The organism is Bradyrhizobium sp. Unk1, assembly GCF_059512345.1.
Genome location: NZ_JCAMOP010000006.1, coordinates 146,388 through 163,311 on the forward strand (window position 1 = coordinate 146,388; position 16,924 = coordinate 163,311).

Annotated in this window: 16 protein-coding genes, 1 tRNA gene and 1 pseudogene; 11 read left to right on the top strand and 7 right to left on the bottom strand. The window is 65.3% G+C overall.

Features of this window, described 5'->3' with window-relative positions:
* Window positions 1-117: 117 nt before the first annotated feature.
* Window positions 118-2,595, bottom strand: a complete 2,478-nt coding sequence (locus AC5ZFO_RS09810; protein WP_496122009.1) for a PAS domain S-box protein — start codon at window positions 2,593-2,595, stop codon at window positions 118-120.
* Window positions 2,596-2,808: 213 nt separating this feature from the next.
* Between AC5ZFO_RS09810 and AC5ZFO_RS09815 the strand changes: the two genes are divergently transcribed.
* From AC5ZFO_RS09815 to AC5ZFO_RS09830, 4 genes are all read left to right on the top strand, one after another.
* Window positions 2,809-3,879 carry a zinc-binding metallopeptidase family protein gene (locus tag AC5ZFO_RS09815; RefSeq protein ID WP_282520992.1) on the top strand — a complete coding sequence of 357 codons (1,071 nt, stop codon included), beginning with the start codon at window positions 2,809-2,811 and terminating at the stop codon, window positions 3,877-3,879.
* Between the two features lie 176 nt (window positions 3,880-4,055).
* Window positions 4,056-6,071 carry an acetyl-CoA carboxylase biotin carboxylase subunit gene (locus AC5ZFO_RS09820; protein ID WP_282520991.1) on the top strand — a complete coding sequence of 672 codons (2,016 nt, stop codon included), beginning with the start codon at window positions 4,056-4,058 and terminating at the stop codon, window positions 6,069-6,071.
* Window positions 6,072-6,189: 118 nt separating this feature from the next.
* Window positions 6,190-7,056, top strand: a complete 867-nt coding sequence (locus tag AC5ZFO_RS09825) for an isocitrate lyase/PEP mutase family protein (protein WP_282520990.1) — start codon at window positions 6,190-6,192, stop codon at window positions 7,054-7,056.
* Window positions 7,053-7,352, top strand: a complete 300-nt coding sequence (locus AC5ZFO_RS09830; protein WP_282520989.1) for an acylphosphatase — start codon at window positions 7,053-7,055, stop codon at window positions 7,350-7,352. Before AC5ZFO_RS09825 ends, AC5ZFO_RS09830 begins: the two co-directional genes overlap by 4 nt.
* Before the next feature lie 72 nt (window positions 7,353-7,424).
* Here the strand turns inward: AC5ZFO_RS09830 and AC5ZFO_RS09835 are convergent, their stop codons facing one another.
* Window positions 7,425-8,945, bottom strand: a complete 1,521-nt coding sequence (locus tag AC5ZFO_RS09835) for a PAS domain-containing hybrid sensor histidine kinase/response regulator family protein (RefSeq protein ID WP_496122010.1) — start codon at window positions 8,943-8,945, stop codon at window positions 7,425-7,427.
* A gap of 154 nt (window positions 8,946-9,099) precedes the next feature.
* Between AC5ZFO_RS09835 and AC5ZFO_RS09840 the strand changes: the two genes are divergently transcribed.
* The 4 genes and pseudogenes from AC5ZFO_RS09840 to AC5ZFO_RS09855 all read left to right on the top strand — a co-directional run bounded on the left by AC5ZFO_RS09840 (window position 9,100) and on the right by AC5ZFO_RS09855 (window position 12,210).
* Window positions 9,100-9,657: a GbsR/MarR family transcriptional regulator gene (locus AC5ZFO_RS09840; protein WP_028153219.1), complete on the top strand. Its 558-nt coding sequence runs from the start codon at window positions 9,100-9,102 to the stop codon at window positions 9,655-9,657.
* Window positions 9,658-9,673: 16 nt separating this feature from the next.
* A pseudogene (locus AC5ZFO_RS09845) lies at window positions 9,674-10,339 on the top strand (DUF4166 domain-containing protein).
* Window positions 10,336-11,772 carry a TIGR01777 family oxidoreductase gene (locus AC5ZFO_RS09850; protein WP_282520987.1) on the top strand — a complete coding sequence of 479 codons (1,437 nt, stop codon included), beginning with the start codon at window positions 10,336-10,338 and terminating at the stop codon, window positions 11,770-11,772. The pseudogene AC5ZFO_RS09845 and the gene AC5ZFO_RS09850 overlap by 4 nt, the downstream one beginning before the upstream one ends.
* Before the next feature lie 60 nt (window positions 11,773-11,832).
* Entirely contained in the window at window positions 11,833-12,210 is a 378-nt protein-coding gene (locus AC5ZFO_RS09855; protein ID WP_282520986.1) for a hypothetical protein, read from the top strand.
* On the opposite strand, the gene AC5ZFO_RS09860 is transcribed toward AC5ZFO_RS09855, so the two are convergent.
* Entirely contained in the window at window positions 12,207-13,058 is an 852-nt protein-coding gene (locus tag AC5ZFO_RS09860; RefSeq protein ID WP_282520985.1) for a LysR family transcriptional regulator, read from the bottom strand. The two genes, AC5ZFO_RS09855 and AC5ZFO_RS09860, sit on opposite strands and share 4 nt — an antisense overlap.
* Window positions 13,059-13,171: 113 nt before the next feature.
* Here AC5ZFO_RS09860 and AC5ZFO_RS09865 point away from each other — a divergent pair, with 113 nt between their 5' ends.
* Window positions 13,172-13,594, top strand: a complete 423-nt coding sequence (locus AC5ZFO_RS09865; protein WP_282520984.1) for a tautomerase family protein — start codon at window positions 13,172-13,174, stop codon at window positions 13,592-13,594.
* 45 nt (window positions 13,595-13,639) lie between these two features.
* Here AC5ZFO_RS09865 and AC5ZFO_RS09870 read toward each other — a convergent pair whose 3' ends face one another.
* Both AC5ZFO_RS09870 and lipB read right to left on the bottom strand, forming a co-directional pair.
* Window positions 13,640-14,353 carry a DNA helicase gene (locus AC5ZFO_RS09870; RefSeq protein WP_282520983.1) on the bottom strand — a complete coding sequence of 238 codons (714 nt, stop codon included), beginning with the start codon at window positions 14,351-14,353 and terminating at the stop codon, window positions 13,640-13,642.
* A 200-nt stretch (window positions 14,354-14,553) separates the two neighbouring features.
* Entirely contained in the window at window positions 14,554-15,291 is a 738-nt protein-coding gene (gene lipB / locus AC5ZFO_RS09875; RefSeq protein ID WP_282520982.1) for a lipoyl(octanoyl) transferase LipB, read from the bottom strand.
* 82 nt (window positions 15,292-15,373) lie between these two features.
* Here lipB and AC5ZFO_RS09880 point away from each other — a divergent pair, with 82 nt between their 5' ends.
* Together AC5ZFO_RS09880 and AC5ZFO_RS09885 are read left to right on the top strand one after the other, a co-directional pair.
* Complete coding sequence (locus tag AC5ZFO_RS09880) at window positions 15,374-15,616, top strand: FliM/FliN family flagellar motor switch protein (RefSeq protein ID WP_015685538.1); 243 nt, start codon at window positions 15,374-15,376, stop codon at window positions 15,614-15,616.
* Between the two features lie 199 nt (window positions 15,617-15,815).
* A tRNA-Leu gene (locus AC5ZFO_RS09885) sits at window positions 15,816-15,900 on the top strand.
* A 178-nt stretch (window positions 15,901-16,078) separates the two neighbouring features.
* On the opposite strand, the gene AC5ZFO_RS09890 is transcribed toward AC5ZFO_RS09885, so the two are convergent.
* Entirely contained in the window at window positions 16,079-16,405 is a 327-nt protein-coding gene (locus AC5ZFO_RS09890; protein ID WP_282520981.1) for a putative quinol monooxygenase, read from the bottom strand.
* A gap of 71 nt (window positions 16,406-16,476) precedes the next feature.
* Window positions 16,477-16,842, bottom strand: a complete 366-nt coding sequence (locus tag AC5ZFO_RS09895) for a nuclear transport factor 2 family protein (protein WP_282520980.1) — start codon at window positions 16,840-16,842, stop codon at window positions 16,477-16,479.
* Between the last annotated feature and the right edge of the window lie 82 nt (window positions 16,843-16,924).

Sequence of the window (16,924 nt, forward strand, 5' to 3'; positions counted from 1 at the left end):
GTCATTGCGAGGAGCGTAGCGACGAAGCAATCCAGACTGTCTCTGCGGAAAAATTCTGGATTGCTTCGCTACGCTCGCAATGACGGAGTGCGTAGCAGCCGCTCGTGAACGTCGCACTCACCTGGCCACCGACAGCTTCTCCGTGATCGCCTTGCGCAATATCCGCGACAGCGATTCCACCGAATATGGCTTCTGGATCAGCTCGAACCCGCGATGGGCGTTCTCGGCGAGGACGTTGCTGTAGCCGCTGGTGAGCACGACGGGCAGGCCCGGATAGCGCTCGCGGATGACGCCGGCGAGTTCGACGCCGTTCATGCCGGGCATGATGACGTCGGAGAAGACGAGGTCGACGGCGAATTCGTTCTCGCCGAGAATGGCGAGCGCCGCATTGGCGTTGGCGACCCGGCGGACGACATAGCCGAGGTCTTCCAGCAGCTCGGTCGAGAACTGGCCGACGTCGTCATTGTCCTCGACCACGAGCACGCGATAGCCGCGCCCGGTGGTGGCGCCTTCGCTGGTCAGCGCCGCAGAGTCCTTTTCCGCGGCAGGGCTGTGCGCCTGCGGCAGGTAGATGGTGAAGGTCGCGCCTTCGCCGTGCGTGCTCGTCACCGCGATGTCGCCCTCCGACTGCTTCGCGAAGCCGAAGGCCTGGCTGAGGCCGAGGCCGGTGCCCTTGCCGACCTCCTTGGTGGTGAAGAACGGCTCGAAGATGGCGTCGATGTTTTCAGGCGCGATGCCGCTGCCGGTGTCCGCGACCGAGATCGCGACATAGTCGCCGCCGCGCGCCGACTGCGCCCGCAGGCTCGGGATGCCCGCGACCTTGCGCACGGCGATGGTGAGGCGGCCTTCGCCCTCCATGGCGTCGCGGGCGTTGATGGCGAGGTTGATCAGCGCGGTCTCGAACTGCGCGACGTCGGCCACCGTGAAGCAGTCGGCATCGTTGACCTCGACGCCGATCTCGATGCGGCCGCCGACCAGCGGCCGGACCAGTTGCGCCACGCCCTCGACCTGGCTGCCGACGTTGAAGATCTGCGGCTTCAGCGGCTGCCTGCGCGCAAAGGCCAAAAGCTGCGCGGTGAGCTTGGAGGCGCGCTCCACGGTGTCGGAGATGGCGTCGACATAGCGGCGGCGGCGTTCTTCCGGCAGCTCGCGGCGGCGCAAGAAGTCGGTCGCGGAGCGGATGATGGTGAGGAGGTTGTTGAAGTCGTGGGCGACGCCGCCGGTAAGCTGGCCGATCGCCTCCATCTTCTGCGACTGCCGCAGCGCTTCCTCGCCGCGGCGGCGCTCGGTGATGTCGACGGCCTCGGGCACCGCACCGGTGATGTTGCCGTGGCGGTCGAGCACGGGACGCATGCCGAAGTCGAAATCGCGCTCCCCGATGGGCAAGCGCAGGCGCATCTCCAGCCGTACCGCTTCGCCTCTGAGCACGGTGTCGAAGGCCTTGCGCACGGTTGCGCTCATGCCGTGGGTGCCGGTGAACCAGGGCGTGTCCCAGAACGGCTTGCCGATCACGTCCGCGGCGCTCGCCCCGATGCCGTCGAGCGCGGTCTTGTTGGCATAGAGCAATTCGCCCTCGAGGTTGACCAGGCCCTGATACTGGTTGCTGGTCTCCAGGATGGCGCGCAGCCGCGCCTCGTTGGATTCGAGCTGGGCGGTGCGCTCCACGATACGCTCTTCCAGCGTTTCGTTGAGTTGCCGCAGCTCGATCTCGGCCTGCTTGGCGACGGTGATGTCGTGGGCGACGCCGATGAAGCCGATATGCTTGCCGGTCGGGTCCCAGCGCGGCTGCGATTCCGAGCGCAGCCAGCGCCATTCGCCGGATGCGTCCCTGTATCGCGCCTCCAGCACGAACGGTTTCAGCGACGCTTCGCCCTGGACCGATTGCTGCAGCACATGCGGCAGGTCGTCGGGATGCAGCACCTTGCGCCAGTCGAAGGCGATGGCCTGATCGTAGGGCAGGCCGACGAAGTCGACATAGGCCTGGTTGGCGAAGGAGCGCGTGCGGTCGAGCTTCGTGACCCAGATCGGCACCGGCGCGCTGTCGGCGATCAGCCGGAAACGCTCCTCGCTCTCGCGCAGCGTCTCGCGCGCGAGCGCCTGGGCGGTGACGTCGATATGGGCGCCGACGAGGCGAATGGCGCGGCCGTCGCTGTTGCGCTCGATCTTGGCGACAACGCGGATCCAGCGGGTCTCGCCGTCGTTGGGGCGGATGATGCGGTATTCGGCGGTGTAGTCTTCGTTCGTCCCGGCCAGCGCATCGAGGAAGTGCTCGACCGCGGCGTCGCGATCCTCGGGATGGATGCGGTTGACCCAATCCTGATGCGACTCGTCGGCGGCATCCGCCGGCAGCCCGTGGAGCATCAGATACTCCGGCGAGCGGCGGTTCTTGAAGCCTTCGCGTAAGTCGACCTCGAGGCCGCCGACCTTGCCGATGCGCTGGATACGCGCCAGCTCTGCCTCGCGCTCCTGGAGCGCGTGATAGGCGTTGTCGCGCTCGCGCGCGATCTCTTCGAGGTGCTGGCGCAGCCTTTCGGAGGCGGTGATATCGGGCAAGGGGTCGTTCAAGGTGTCGGCCGTTGTGATGCAAGAGCGCACGTGCCGGGCCGATATTCACACAGACAAAGCGTGATAGCCATTGCTCAAAAGGGAATATGGACGGAAAGGCGCCACCGATCGCAGGGGCGGGTATGAACGAACGCCGGGTCTGGCTATTTGTTCCCGAATGTTGGAACGATGAGCCCCCGTGCGCGTATTTGCGAGGCGCCGCAACTCTTAATCATAAAACTCCCTTCCCGAAGAGGCTAAATCTTGAAGCTCTTTGTCTGCCAGGACTGCGGCAACGTCCTCTATTTCGAGAACCGCGCCTGCGAACGCTGCGGCCACCGCGTCGCGTTCCTGCCGGAGAAGGAGACGATGTCGGCGATCGAGCCCGACGGCGAGGCCTGGATGACGCTCGCCGACAAGGGCAAGGGGCGGATGCTCTGCCGCAATGCCGAGTACGATGCGTGCAACTGGCTGACGGATGCGGGCGATACCACCGGCTATTGCCGCGCCTGCCGCCACAACGGCATCGTGCCCGATCTGTCCGATCCGGTTCAGCTTGCCGGCTGGCGCGAGTTGGAGGTGGCGAAACACCGGCTGTTCTATTCCCTGATCCGCTGGAAGCTGCCGCTCCAGACGCGGCAGGAAAATCCCGAACATGGGCTGATCTTCAATTTCCTCGCCGACGATCCGAACAGCGGGCAGACGATCATGACCGGCCATGACAACGGCCTGATCACGATCGCGCTGACCGAGACCGACGAGATCGAGCGCGAGCGGCGCAGGCTCGAGATGGGCGAGCCCTACCGCACGCTGCTCGGGCATTTCCGCCACGAGGTCGGCCACTACTTCTGGGACGTGCTGGTGCGCGAGGGCGGCAGGCTGGAGCAATGCCGCGCCGTGTTCGGCGACGATTCCGCCGATTACGGCCAGGCCTTGCAGCTCCATTATGCCGAAGGCGCGCCGCCGGACTGGCAGCAGACCTACGTCTCGGCCTATGCCACCATGCATCCCTGGGAGGATTTCGCCGAGACCTGGGCGCACTATCTCCACATCGTCGATACCCTGGAGATGGCCTCCGAGTTCGGCATGGAGGTGCGGCCCAGGGTCGATCGCGACGGGGAGTTGACGGCACGCATCCGTTTCAACCCCTATGAGACGAGGGACGTCGAGGCACTCGTCAATGCATGGCTGCCCTTCACCTTCGCCATCAACAGCGTCAACCGCGCCATGGGGCTGCGCGACCTCTATCCCTTCATCCTGTCGCCGGCGGTGGTCGGCAAGTTGGGCTTCATTCACGGCTTGGTCCGGGACGTGGCCAAGGCCGCGAAGCCGTAAGTCCGCGCATGGGCTCACCAGGCCCATTTCGGTCTTGCGCTGGTACGCCAGAGGGCGCGGATTTAGACCGTTGCCTCCGGCCCATTTTGATGTACCACGGGGGCCACACGGCCCGTCCCCCACAGGCCCCAACGGCCAGGGAAGGGTCCCGCCCAAGGTCGAGACTCAAGAAAAGCATGTTCAAACGCATTCTGATCGCCAATCGCGGCGAAATCGCCTGCCGGGTCATCAAGACCGCTCGCCGCATGGGAATTCAGACGGTTGCGGTCTATTCCGAGGCCGACCGCGATGCCCTCCATGTCGAGATGGCCGACGAGGCCGTGCTGATCGGCCCGCCCGCGGCCGCCGAGAGCTATCTGGTGATCGAGAAGATCGTGGAGGCCTGCCGCAAGACGGGCGCCGAGGCCGTGCATCCCGGCTACGGCTTCCTGTCCGAGCGCGAGGCGTTTCCGCGCGCGCTTGAGGCCGCCGGCATCGTCTTCATCGGCCCGAACCCGGGCGCGATCGCGGCGATGGGCGACAAGATCGAATCCAAGAAGGCCGCCGCGAAGGCCAACGTCTCGACCGTGCCGGGCTATCTCGGCGTCATCGAGGACGACAAGCATGCGGTGAGGATCGCCGACGAGATCGGCTATCCCGTGATGATCAAGGCCTCCGCCGGTGGCGGCGGCAAGGGCATGCGCATCGCGCATTCGAAGAGCGAGGTCGCCGAGGGCTTCAACCTTGCCAAGGCCGAGGCGAAAGCCTCGTTCGGCGACGACCGCGTCTTCGTCGAAAAGTTCATCGTCGATCCCCGCCACATCGAGATCCAGGTGCTGGGCGACAAGCACGGCAACGTCATCTATCTCGGCGAGCGCGAATGCTCGATCCAGCGCCGCAACCAGAAGGTCATCGAGGAGGCGCCGTCGCCGCTGCTCGATGAGGCCACCCGCCGCAAGATGGGCGAGCAGGCCGTCGCACTCGCCAAGGCGGTGAATTACGACTCCGCCGGCACCGTCGAATTCGTCGCGGGGCAGGACAAGAGCTTTTTCTTCCTGGAGATGAACACGCGCCTCCAGGTCGAGCATCCCGTCACCGAGCTCGTCACCGGCATCGACCTCGTCGAGCAGATGCTCCGCGTCGCCGCGGGCGAGAAGCTCGCGATCAGCCAGAAGGACGTGACGCTCACCGGCTGGGCGGTGGAATCCCGCCTCTACGCCGAGGATCCGTTTCGTAACTTCCTGCCCTCGATCGGACGCCTCGTGAAGTATCGCCCGCCGGCCGAAGCGAGCCAGGACGGCATCACCGTGCGCAACGACACCGGCGTGCAGGAGGGCGGCGAGATCTCGATCCATTACGATCCGATGATCGCCAAGCTCGTCACGCATGCGCCGTCGCGCGCGGCCGCGATCGAAGCGCAGGCCACCGCGCTGGATTCGTTCTATGTCGAGGGTATCAGGCACAACATCCCGTTCCTGTCGGCGCTGATGCACCATCCGCGCTGGCGCGAGGGACGGCTCTCGACCGGTTTCATCGCCGAGGAATTCCCCAAGGGCTTTGCCGTGCGCGTGCCCGAAGGCGAGGTCGCGCGGCGGATCGCCGCGGTCGGCGCCGCCATCGACCACGTGCTCGGCGAGCGCAAACGGCAGATCTCGGGCCAGATGGGCGGCCGCATCGTGCAGCGCGAGCGTCGCCGCGCGGTCTGGCTCGACCGCCAGGAGATTCTGCTCGAGGTCGGACGCGAGGGCGATGCGATCACGATCCGCTTCGTCGATGCCGAAGGCAAGGCCGGCAACGCGCATCTGCTGCAGTCGCCATGGAAGCCGGGCGATCCGGTCTGGCAGGGCACCATCGACGGCCATTTCGTCGCGGTGCAGGCGCGCCCGATCGCCAACGGCATCCGCCTTGCGCATCAGGGCGTCGAGGTGCCGGTCTATGTCTGGACCGAGGCGGAAGCAGCCTCGGCGCGGCTGATGCCGGTGACCACGGCCTCAGACTCCGGCAAGAAGCTGCTTTGCCCGATGCCGGGCCTCGTGGTCTCGATCGCGGTGACCGAAGGGCAGGAGATCAAGGCCGGCGAGACGCTCGCGGTGGTCGAAGCCATGAAGATGCAGAACGTGCTCCGCGCCGAGCAGGACGGCACGGTGAAGAAGATCCACGCCAGCGCGGGCGCGACGCTCGCGGTGGACGCGCTGATTCTGGAGTTTGCGTAAGGTCTGGGTGACGCATTTCTGGATTGCTTCCGCCTTCGCCAAGGCTTCGGCGGACAAGTCGCTGCGCTCGCAATGACGGAGTATGTTGCGGCTGCGTCGCAACAGTTGAGAGGGCACCATGGCCTTTCGTTCCCGCCGCGAAAAACTGCGTTCGATCCTGAACGGCTCGGCCTGCGTTCATCCCGGCTCGGTCTATGACGCGATCTCCATCCGCATCGCCGCGGATCTCGGCTTTCCGCTCGGCATGTTCGGCGGCTCGGTGGCCTCGCTCGCGGTGCTCGGCGACCCCGATGTCACGCTGATCACGCTCACCGAGCTGGCCGAGCAGATGCGGCGGATGTCGCGCGCGGCGACGCTGCCGGTGCTGGTCGATGCCGATCACGGCTATGGCAATGCGCTCAACGTGCGCCGCACGGTGCAGGAGCTGGAGACCGCGGGCGCCGCCGGCCTCACCATCGAGGACACGCTGTTGCCGGCCGCCTTTGGCGAGGCCAAGACGCAGCTGATCTCGCTGGAAGAAGGCGTCGGCAAGATGAAGGCGGCGCTGGACGGCCGCAGCGATCCCTCGCTCGTCATCATGGGCCGCACTGGAGCTGCCTCGGTCACCTCGATCGAGGATGCGATCCGCCGCGCCAGGGCCTATGAGGCGACCGGCGTCGACGCGCTGTTCTTCACCGGCATCAAGTCGCGCGCCGAGCTCGAGGCCATCGTATCAGCTACCCATCTGCCGATCGTGCTCGGCGGTGCGCCGGACGAACTGAACGCGATCGACTATCTCGCCGGCCAGCGCGTCCGCATCGCGCTTCAGGGCCACGCGCCGATCGCGGCTGCCACGCAGGCCGTCTACGAGACGCAGAAAGCGTTGCGCGAGGGCACGCTGCCGAAGAACCTCAAAGGCCTGCCATCGCCGGACCTGACCAACCGCGTCATGCGCGAGGCCGACGTCAAGGCGCGCAGCGCCGATCTTCTCGGGCTGAAAAAGTGAGCCAGGCGATCCTCCAAGTCATGATCCGCGGCCGCGTCCAGGGCGTCGGCTATCGGGCCTGGGTCGAGTTTCAAGCCACCACGTGCGGGCTGGAAGGCTGGGTCCGCAACCGCCGCGACGGCAGCGTGGAGGCGCTGTTCGCAGGAACACCGAAGCATGTCGCCGACATGGTCGCGCTATGCCGCCACGGCCCGCCGTCCTCGCGCGTGGACAGCGTCACCAGCGAGACGGCAAGTGTCGATGAACTGAATCTGCGCAAGGCAGGGGAGAAGTTCTCGGTTCTGCCGACTGTGTAGGTGCGCTCTCCGAAGAGGTCGTCATGCCCGGGCTTGTCCCGGGCATCCACGTTCTTTGTGCCGCGCGTGCTATCACCGCGGCAGCTTCGAGATCGCCTCGCTCAGCTCGTGGATCTCGTAGGGCTTGCGCAGGATCGGGAAGTCGCCGCGGACATCGGCGGCGGCTTCGCTATAGCCGGTGGCGAGCAGGATCGGCAGGCCAGGGTGGATCTGGCGCAGATGATGGGCGAGACCGAGCCCATCCATCTTGCCGGGCATCACGATGTCGGTGAACACGAAGTCGACGCCGTTCTTCTCGAGCTCGCGCAAGGCGGACTCGGCGTCGGCAACCCGGTGCACGCGATAGCCGAGCTGCTCCAACAAGCCGATGCTGACGATCGCGACATCGGGATTGTCCTCGACCAGCAGCACGGTGCCGCTGCCGGGAACCGGTACCGCTTCAGGGATCTCGATCGGTGCGGTCGCGGTTTCGCGCGGCAGCAGGATGGTGAAGGTCGTGCCCTTGCCGAGCTCGCTTGCGACCTTGACCGTGCCGCCCGCCTGATGGGCGAAGCCGTGCACCTGCGACAGGCCGAGGCCGGTGCCTTTTCCGACGGGTTTGGTCGTGAAGAACGGCTCAAAGATCTTGTCGACGACGTCGGAGGGGATGCCAAGCCCGGTATCGGCGACGGTGATGGCGACGAACTCGCCGCTGTGGAGCGGATCATCCAGGACGACGTTGCGTGCGCCGACCGTCACCGTACCGCCGTCGGGCATGGCATCGCGAGCGTTGATGACGAGATTGAGCAGCCCCGTCTCGAGCTCGGAGACATCAGCCTTGACCGACCAGACCTCGCGGTCGATGTCGAAGGCGAGACGAACGGCGCTCCCGACGCCGGCGTGAAGCACTTCGCGGATCGCCTCGATGCGGTCGCCGAGGCGGATCGCCTGGGGATTGACGCTCTGCCGTCGCGCGAAGGTCAGGAGCTGGCCGGTCAGTGCGGCGCCGCGCTTGGTTGCGGTCTCGATCGCGGACATCGCGCGCTGAATCTTGGCCTCGTCCTCATCGCGCTTCTTGAGGATGTGAAGGCTGCCGCTGATGATCATCAGGAGGTTGTTGAAGTCGTGCGCGACGCCGCCGGTGAGCTGTCCGAGCGCATCGAACTTCTGCGACTCGGCAAGTTGCCTCTGCATCGCTTCGAGCTTGAGCTGCGAATTGCGCCGCTCGGTGATGTCGCGGGTGATCTTGGCGAAGCCGACCAGGTTGCCGTGCTCGTAGATCGGATCGATGATGACGCTCGCCCAGAAGAACGTGCCATCCTTGCGGACGCGCCAGCCTTCCTCCTCGTAGCGGCCGTGGTCCCGCGCGATGCCGAGGGCGCGCGCGGGCTTGCCGTTGGCGCGGTCGGTCTCGGTGTAGAAGCGCGAGAAATGCTGGCCGAGGATCTCTCCGGGCGAATAGCCCTTGATCCGCTCGCCGCCGATGTTCCAGCTCGTGATGATCCCGGTGGGATCGAGCATGTAGAGCGCGTAGTCCGCGACTCCTTCCACCAACAGCCGAAAACTGCGCTCGCTTTCGAACAAGTCTCTCTGTTGACTGGACTTTGTCGTCATTCTCAACCCGCCTGGAACCGGGGCAAACGCCCGGAAGGGCGTTTGGTTCCCGTTCTCTGGGCCGCTTTTTAGGCAAATACGACGGACGGTATACAGGACGCAAGCCGCGGAGCGCGCTCTTGACAATCAGTCGCGTTCGTCAGATATTTCTGTTATGACAGAAATAACCGGAAAGAAGAAACTGCCCGCCGCCGTCGAGCGCTTCATCCTGCATTGGGGCGACATGGGGGACGGGTGGGGCGTCAACCGCTCGGTCAGCCAGATCCACGGGCTGCTCTATCTCGCCGAGGCGCCGATGACGGCCGAGGACATCGCCGACACGCTCGGCATGGCGCGCTCCAATGTCTCGAACTCGCTGAAGGAGCTGCTCGCCTGGAACCTGATCCGGCGGGTGCCGATCCTCGGCGACCGCCGCGACCATTACGAGGCCGAGACCGACATCTGGGAGGTCGCCGCGAGAATCGCGGCGCGGCGCAAGGAGCGGGAGCTCGATCCGGCGATCACGGCGCTCCGGGCCTGCGTGTCCGATGCCGCCGACGATCCCACCATCAATCCGGTCGCAGCCAAACGGCTGAAGGAGATGCTCGCCTTCACCGAGCTCGCCGACCACTGGTTCATGCAGATGCTGAAGGTGCCGCGGCCGCGGCTGGTCGCCTTGATGCGGCTTGGCGAGAAGATCGCCAACCTGCTGCCGCTGGGCAAGGCCAAATAGCGTTGAGGAGGGTGCGATGACGTCCGCTCGATTATCAGACTCCAGCGCATCTCCCTCCGCTCACGTCAAACTGCTCGACGACCGCCGCTTCCGCGGGTTGCTGTCGGACGAGGATTGGGGCCGGTTGCCGCTCGCAACCTGGCGGCGCTTTTCAAAACGCGTCGCTGACGGCGACAGCGTCGTCTATGTCGGCGTGGTCGACGAGGTCAGCTTCAGCGACATCGGCTAGTGGTTCGCGCTGGCCGCCCGCCTGATCGGCGGACCGCTGCCGACCGGCCGCGACACCGGTGTCCCTATGATCGTGACCGTCACCGAGCACGGTGCGACCGGCGGCCAGACCTGGACCCGCATCTGCGCGCGCAAGCGCGGCTTTCCGCAAGTGATCCATTCCGCCAAGCGTTTTGCCGGCCCGACCGGACTCGAAGAGTATGTTGGCTTCGGCGTCTCGATGGCGCTCCGCATCGCGGTCGAGGGACAGGCCCTGACCTTCCGCAGTGCCGGCTACGGACTCCAGCTCGGACGCTTGTGGATCCCGCTGCCGCAATGGCTCACGCCCGGCGATCTCACGGTGACCCATAGCGATCTCGGCGAAGGCGCGTTTCGTTTCACCCTCGATGTCACTCACCCGCGTTACGGCGCTCTGATCCACCAGTCCGCCGTCTTCAGGGAGGCCGTATCATGACGCCGCTGTTGTGGACCCTCATCGCCATCCAGATCGTGATGGGCGTGTTCGACACCTTCTATCACCACGAATTCACCGAGCGCCTGGCCTGGCGCCCGTCGCAGCGCTTCGAATTGAAGCTGCACGGTATCCGCAACATGCTCTATGCGCTGCTGTTCGTTGTGCTCGGCTGGCTCGAAGTCCATGGCGTGCTGGCACTGCTGATCGTGGCAGTCCTGGTCGCCGAGATCGTGATCACGCTGATGGATTTCGTCGAGGAGGATCTGAGCCGGAAGCTGCCACCGAGCGAGCGGATCAATCACACACTGCTGGCGATCAATTACGGCGCCATCCTGGTGCTGCTGTTGCCGGTGCTGATCGATTGGGGGATGCAGCCGTTTGGCGTGACCGTCGTGCATCAAGGCCTGCTCAGCATTGCGGCGACCGCCTGCGCCGTCGGAGCGGCGCTCTGCGGCGTCAGGGATTTTGCGGCGATGCGCCGGCTCGGCCGCATGCGAAGCGTCCCCGCGCAGGGGCTCGTCGAAAAGCTGCCCGGTCGCAAGACCGTGCTGATCACTGGCGCGACCGGCTTCATCGGCAGCCGCCTTGCGACGAGCCTCAGCGGGGCAGGGCATCACGTCATCGCGCTGATCCGCAACCCCGCGAAGGCCGAGATGCTGCCGCCGCCGGTCACGCTGATCACGAGCCTCGATCAGCTCGCCGCGGACACGCCAATCGACGCAATCGTCAATCTCGCCGGCGAGCCGATCGGCAACGGCCTCTGGACCGAGGCGAAGCGCGCGAAGATTCTCGGCTCGCGGATCGACATGACCGGCGAGGTCGTAAAACTGATCGCGCGGCTCGAGCGCAAGCCGGAGGTGCTCGTCAGCGGCTCCGCGATCGGCTGGTACGGCCTCTGGGCCGACCAGGTGCTGACGGAATCGGCCAAGTCTCATGCCTGCTTCAGCCACGAGCTCTGCGCGGCCTGGGAGACCGCGGCGCGGCCGGCCGAGGAGCTCGGTGTCCGCGTGGTCTATTTGCGCATCGGCCTCGTGCTTGGCACCGAAGGCGGCTTCATCACGCGCATGCTGACGCCGTTCGAGTTCGGCCTCGGCGGTCCGCTCGGCACCGGGCGGCAGTGGATGTCCTGGATCGAGCGCGACGATCTGATCCGGCTGATTGCCTATGTGATGGCGACGCCCGATCTCGCTGGGCCCGTCAACGCCACCGCGCCGATCCCGGTCACCAACGCAAAGTTCACCGAGGAGCTCGGCCGCCGCCTGCACCGGCCCGCGGTGTTCCGTATTCCCGGCGGCCTGTTGCGCCGGATCGGCGGCGGCTTTGCCGACGAGCTTCTGCTCGGCGGTCAGCGCGTGCTGCCGAACAAGGCGCTGAGCCGCGGTTTTGTCTTTCGGCACGAAACGCTGCGCAGCGCGTTCGAGGCGATTTTGTGAGGTGATGTCATGTCTTGCGATAGCTGCCCGCGTGTGGTGAACGGTTGGTTTCGGGGATGCTTGACGGCAGCGACGACATTGGCGGCATTGCCGGTCATCGCGATGATCCTGTCCCTGCCGTACCGGGGTCTTGAGGAGAACCTCGGCGGTATCATCACCTTGGTCTTGTTTGTCTTGCCGCTGATCTTGATCCTGGTCTGCCTGCTCAGTGGGATGCCGGCCGCACTCGTGATCTTGTTCGGGGAAGCGCTCCGCATTCGCTCTGTGTTGTTCTACGTTCCTGCCGGTGCGGCGATCGGTGCATTCATTTGGCGGATCACCGTTGGGGCCAACCATCCGTTGGGGCTGCTCTTTGTACTGGCCGGAGCTCTCGCGGGAATCGTCTATTGGTTTGCCGCGGGCAAGTATGCGGGCGAGGAAGGGCAGCCTAAGCGCTAGGCTGCCACGCTTCGGAACGTCGCCGCCACCGCACGCAGCGCCGCGAGCTTGGCGGGATCGCTGACCTTCGAATGCAGCATTACCTTCGAGCTGCCGAGCTTCGGCAGCTTGTGCACAGGCCCGATGTCGATCAGGCCTGCCGGCGCGATCCGGCGCGCGAGCGGTGCGATTGCGAGCCCGGCAAGCGCGGCCGCGACCACCGCCGTAACGCCGCCGCCGACAAAGCGTTCGCGCCAGGCGATGCCGGCCTTGTCGAGCGCGCGAACGGCGACGGCGCGGACGCCGCAGGGCGGGGCGAGGGTTGCGAGCGGCAGCGGCTCACCCTTCGGCAGAGTGAAGCGCCGTGACGCGAACCAGCCGAACTCGTCTTCGGCCAGCTTTTCGCCGCCGCGGCGGCTGCCTTCCTGGCGGACGATCACGGCATCGAGCTGACCTGCGTCGTAGGCGTCCTGCATCTCGCGCGAGAAGCCGATGGTGACGGCGAGGGTGAGGTTCGATGACATTGCGTGCAGGCGTTCGAGCAGCGGCACCAGCTCGGGGCCCGCGGCGTGATCGGAGATGCCAAGCGAGAGCGACTGTGCGGTCGGCGCCTCGCCTGAGAGTGCGCGGTCATGCGCTTCCATCAGTGCGCGGGCGCGATCGAGGAACGCGGCGCCGTCGGCGGTGAGCCGGACCGCCCGCGGCGAGCGCTCGACGAGGCGCTTTCCCAGCAATGTCTCCAGCCGCTGCAGCTTCAGGCTGACGGCGGCCTGCGTCGTGCCGAGCGCTTCGGCGGCACGCGTAAAACTCTGGAGGTCGGCGACCAGCAGGAAGGCCTTGATGGTGGCGATGTCGAGGGTTGCTGTCATTACGTATCATTATCACTGGTATCAGTAAGGATAAGATATCAAAATGACGGGGCAAGGTCTAGCTTCTCATCAACGCCGCGCAAACTCCGCGCAGCATCTTGAGGAGAACGACCATGCCCCTGATCACCGTGTCCTACACCACCTCCCGCCAGTCGCCGTCGCTGAAGGCCGATATCGCCAACGCCGTGTCCGAGCTGACCGCAAAAATCCTGCACAAGGATCCCAGGGTGACCGCCATTATCGTGAAATCGGTCGACGCAGGCGACTGGTTCGCCGGCGGCAAGTCGCTCGCCGAGCAGAAGCTTGCCAGCTACTGGATCGACGTCCATGTCAGCGAAGGCACCAACACCAAGGACGAGAAGGCGGCCTATCTCGCCGCGATGTTCAAGCGCATGGCCGAGATTTTGGGCCCGCTGCATCCCGAGACGTATCTGCACGTCGACGAGGTCAAGAGCGATGCCTACGGTTTTGGCGGCCTGACCCAGGAGCGGCGCTACATCGCCGGCAAGCTCGAAGTTTCGCTGCAGGCGGCGTGAGGTCGCAGGCCGCGGGTGAAGAAACTCACCCGCGGCCTGAGGCCATCAGCTCGCCGCGCGGAACTGGACTTCGGCATTGTTGATGAAGCACGTCTTGTCGAACAGCTTGAGGTCCAGCGGGTTCGGCAGCCTGATATCGTCGAGGTCCGGGCAGGGCTTCACCGACGGATCATAGGACCGGTCGATCTGCGAGATGAAGACGACGATCAGCCCGGCGTCGCGCGCGAAGGATTTCAGTGCGCGCACCTGAACAGCGAGATCAGGAGTTTCCCGCCTCTGGTCGAGCAGTTGCAGATAATCGATCACCACGACCGTGCCACGAGGCGCCGCGGCCATCTGCTTGACGACGTAGTCGGCGCTGATGGCGTCGGAGCAGTCGATCTCGAACATGTCAGCGAGTTGCGCGGGGTCCACGCCAATCGCCCGCAAGCGGTCGAAGACGTCTTTCTCGGTGTATTCGAGCGAGAAGAACGCAGCGCGATGGCCCGACCTCATGGCCTCCACGGCAAGTTCGAGGCTCATCAGGGTCTTGCCCTGACCGGGGCGCGCGCCCACCAGCACCAGATCACCCGGGCGGAATTGCGGGAACAGGCGATTGGCGGGCGTGAGTGCGGCGGCCTTTGCCGCGAGCATGCTCCAGGCGGAAAACCCTTCCGCCGCAGCGATGCGGTCAAGCGCGTCGTGGAGCGGAATGCCTTCCTCGCGCGACAGGCGCTTGGCTCGTCGCTTCAGATGATAGATCGGCGCAGAGAGTCTCATCGTCAAAACCTCCCATTGCGAGCAGAAAGCGCAATCCCTCCTTATGCCTGGCGCTCGAACAGTCGGTCCGATGATCTATTCGCCCGGCATGAGGTCTGCTTTCCCGGCGGAGGGGGGAGGCGTGGGCGGCACCTGACACAAGCATAGCCGATTCCACTACAAGCGGAGAATATGCGCCGGTCAGGCTCGAACAGGAAAAGTTAGACTGCCGCTTCCGCCACCAGCGCGCGGGTTGGTCCGAACAGCTCCTCGAACGCCTGGCGCAGCGCCACGTCGACATCGGCCATGGTCACGAGCTGGCCGAGATCGACCAGCGAGGTGACGCCGTAGCGGGGATCGGCGACGCCGCAGGGCACGATGCCGGCGAAATGGGACAGCTCCGGCTCGACATTGATGGCGATGCCGTGGAATGAGACCCAGCGCTTCAGCCGCACGCCGATCGCCGCGATCTTGTCCTCGTGCTCGGGCCCCTTGTCCGGGCGCTTCACCCAGACGCCGACCCGGTCCTCGCGCCGTTCGCCGCGGACATTGAAGGCGGCGAGCGTCCGCAGGATCAATTCCTCCAGGCTCGCGACATAGGCCCGGACGTCCGGCCGGCGCCGCTTGAGGTCGAGCATGACATAGGCCACCCGCTGGCCGGGCCCGTGATAGGTGAGCTGCCCGCCGCGCCCGGTGGCGAAGGTCGGGAAGCGGGGATCGAGCAGGTCGGTGTCCTTGCCCGAGGTGCCGGAGGTGTAGAGCGGGGGGTGCTCGAGCAGCCAGACCAGCTCGGGCGCCTCGCCGGCGGCGATCTGAGCGACTCGCGCCTCCATGGCGGCCACGGCTTCCGGATAGGGCACCGGCGCGTCCGAGATTCGCCACTCCACAGGCTCGCCGGTGGAGGCGGAAAACGACGTCAAATCGAGGTCTTGGCGGGGGTTTTGAGGCGAATTAACCATTGGCTAACCATAACGTGGTGATCATCTCAGGAGCAAATGCCAAGTCCTTTGGCTTAAGTCCCAAGTTGCGGCGGTCCTGACAGTGCCCACTCTCGACAAAGTCACCGTGGATCTCATGGTCGTCCTCGGGACGACCACCATGCCAATCCATCAAGTATTACGTCTTTCCCGCGGCGCCATCATCGAGCTGGACGCAACCGAGGCCGACGAGGTCAAGGTTCTCGCCAACAACCTGCCGGTCGCCTCCGGCGTCGTGCTGGTTGACCGCAACCGGATCGCGGTCGAGGTCAAGCAGATGCTGCCGCGCACGACTGGCACGCGGTAGGGCCGGGGCACGCGGTAGCGGCCCCGGGGCATCCTGTAGGGCCGGGGCACTCGATAGGGCCGATCCGGGCAGGGGTCCGGATTTTTCCTGCCAAGCTTGTGGAATTCGGGGCCTTTGCAGGCTTGTACCCCTCTGATGGATTTGTTAGATCGGCGCCGTTGATCCGGCAGGCCTCAAGCCCTAAGCCGGCATCCCCAAAGCGCTCGTGGCGGAATTGGTAGACGCGCTGCCTTGAGGTGGCAGTGAGTAAAATCGTGGGGGTTCGAGTCCCTCCGAGCGCACCAAGGCATGTAACCAATTGAAATCTAAGTGTTGTTTCCGGGTGGCTTGAAAGCCGCCCTTTTGCGGCGCGAATTTGCGCCAACAAGCCCCCTGGAAGTTGATGCAGACGCCGGAGACGGGATACCAGGTGGCACGCCGCGCTCGTGCGGTAGAGTCTCCGCTGGCGACGCTGTAACGCCGTCAATTGGAGCTCAGAAGACTTCGAGCATAGTCGCTCCGCAGCGACTCCCAAACCTCGATATCGCGATCGCGTGCGAGCAGTGCGGGAAGCGCCTCATGCCAGGCGTCTCGATAGGGTCGCTTGATCTGAACGTTCACGACCTCGTCATGGCTCTCCCAGGTCTCGTAGAGCATGAAGCGATTTTTGGACGCCGGATCGCGATGCAGGACCGCTTGATGAAACGTCGGCTCGTTTCTCATCGCGTCGAGCACCGCCCCGAGCAGCCGCAGAAAATTCGTGCGCTGCTCGGGCACGACGTCAAACTTGATGACATAGGTGACCGGCACGGTGCTTCTCCTCGGCATGTGTTCGGGCGTGATTGCCGGCGACGGACCAGCGTTTGCACGGCGGTCGTCCCTTAGGCTGGAAAGAACTGGTAGTCGGCGACGATTTTTCCGCTGTCGTCGACGACGAGGAATTCGAGCCCGCGGGCCAGAACGGAATCTCCGCTGGCTGGAAGCATTTCCCAGTGAAAGACCACGGTGTCGTGCACCCGGCGTGCATCGCCGGCCGCTCGAAACCGGTTGCGATTGTTCCTGACGTTCTTCTCATGGGATTCGCGCACCCGTCGCTCGAGGGCTTCCCGGCCTTCGACCTTGCGGTCGCCGACATAGTGCCGTCCCTCGGGGCCCCACAGTTCCGCGATCCGGCTCTTGCGCCGCTCCGTATCGGTCTCGTTCCAGACGGCGACGTAACGGTCGGCCAGACTGCTTGGGCTCTCCATGATGATCTCCTCGGCATGATTGGTCCTGCCCCAGCGCCATGGCTCGGACCTTCGCCAGGCCCGGGAAGGGTGCTTCACGCGA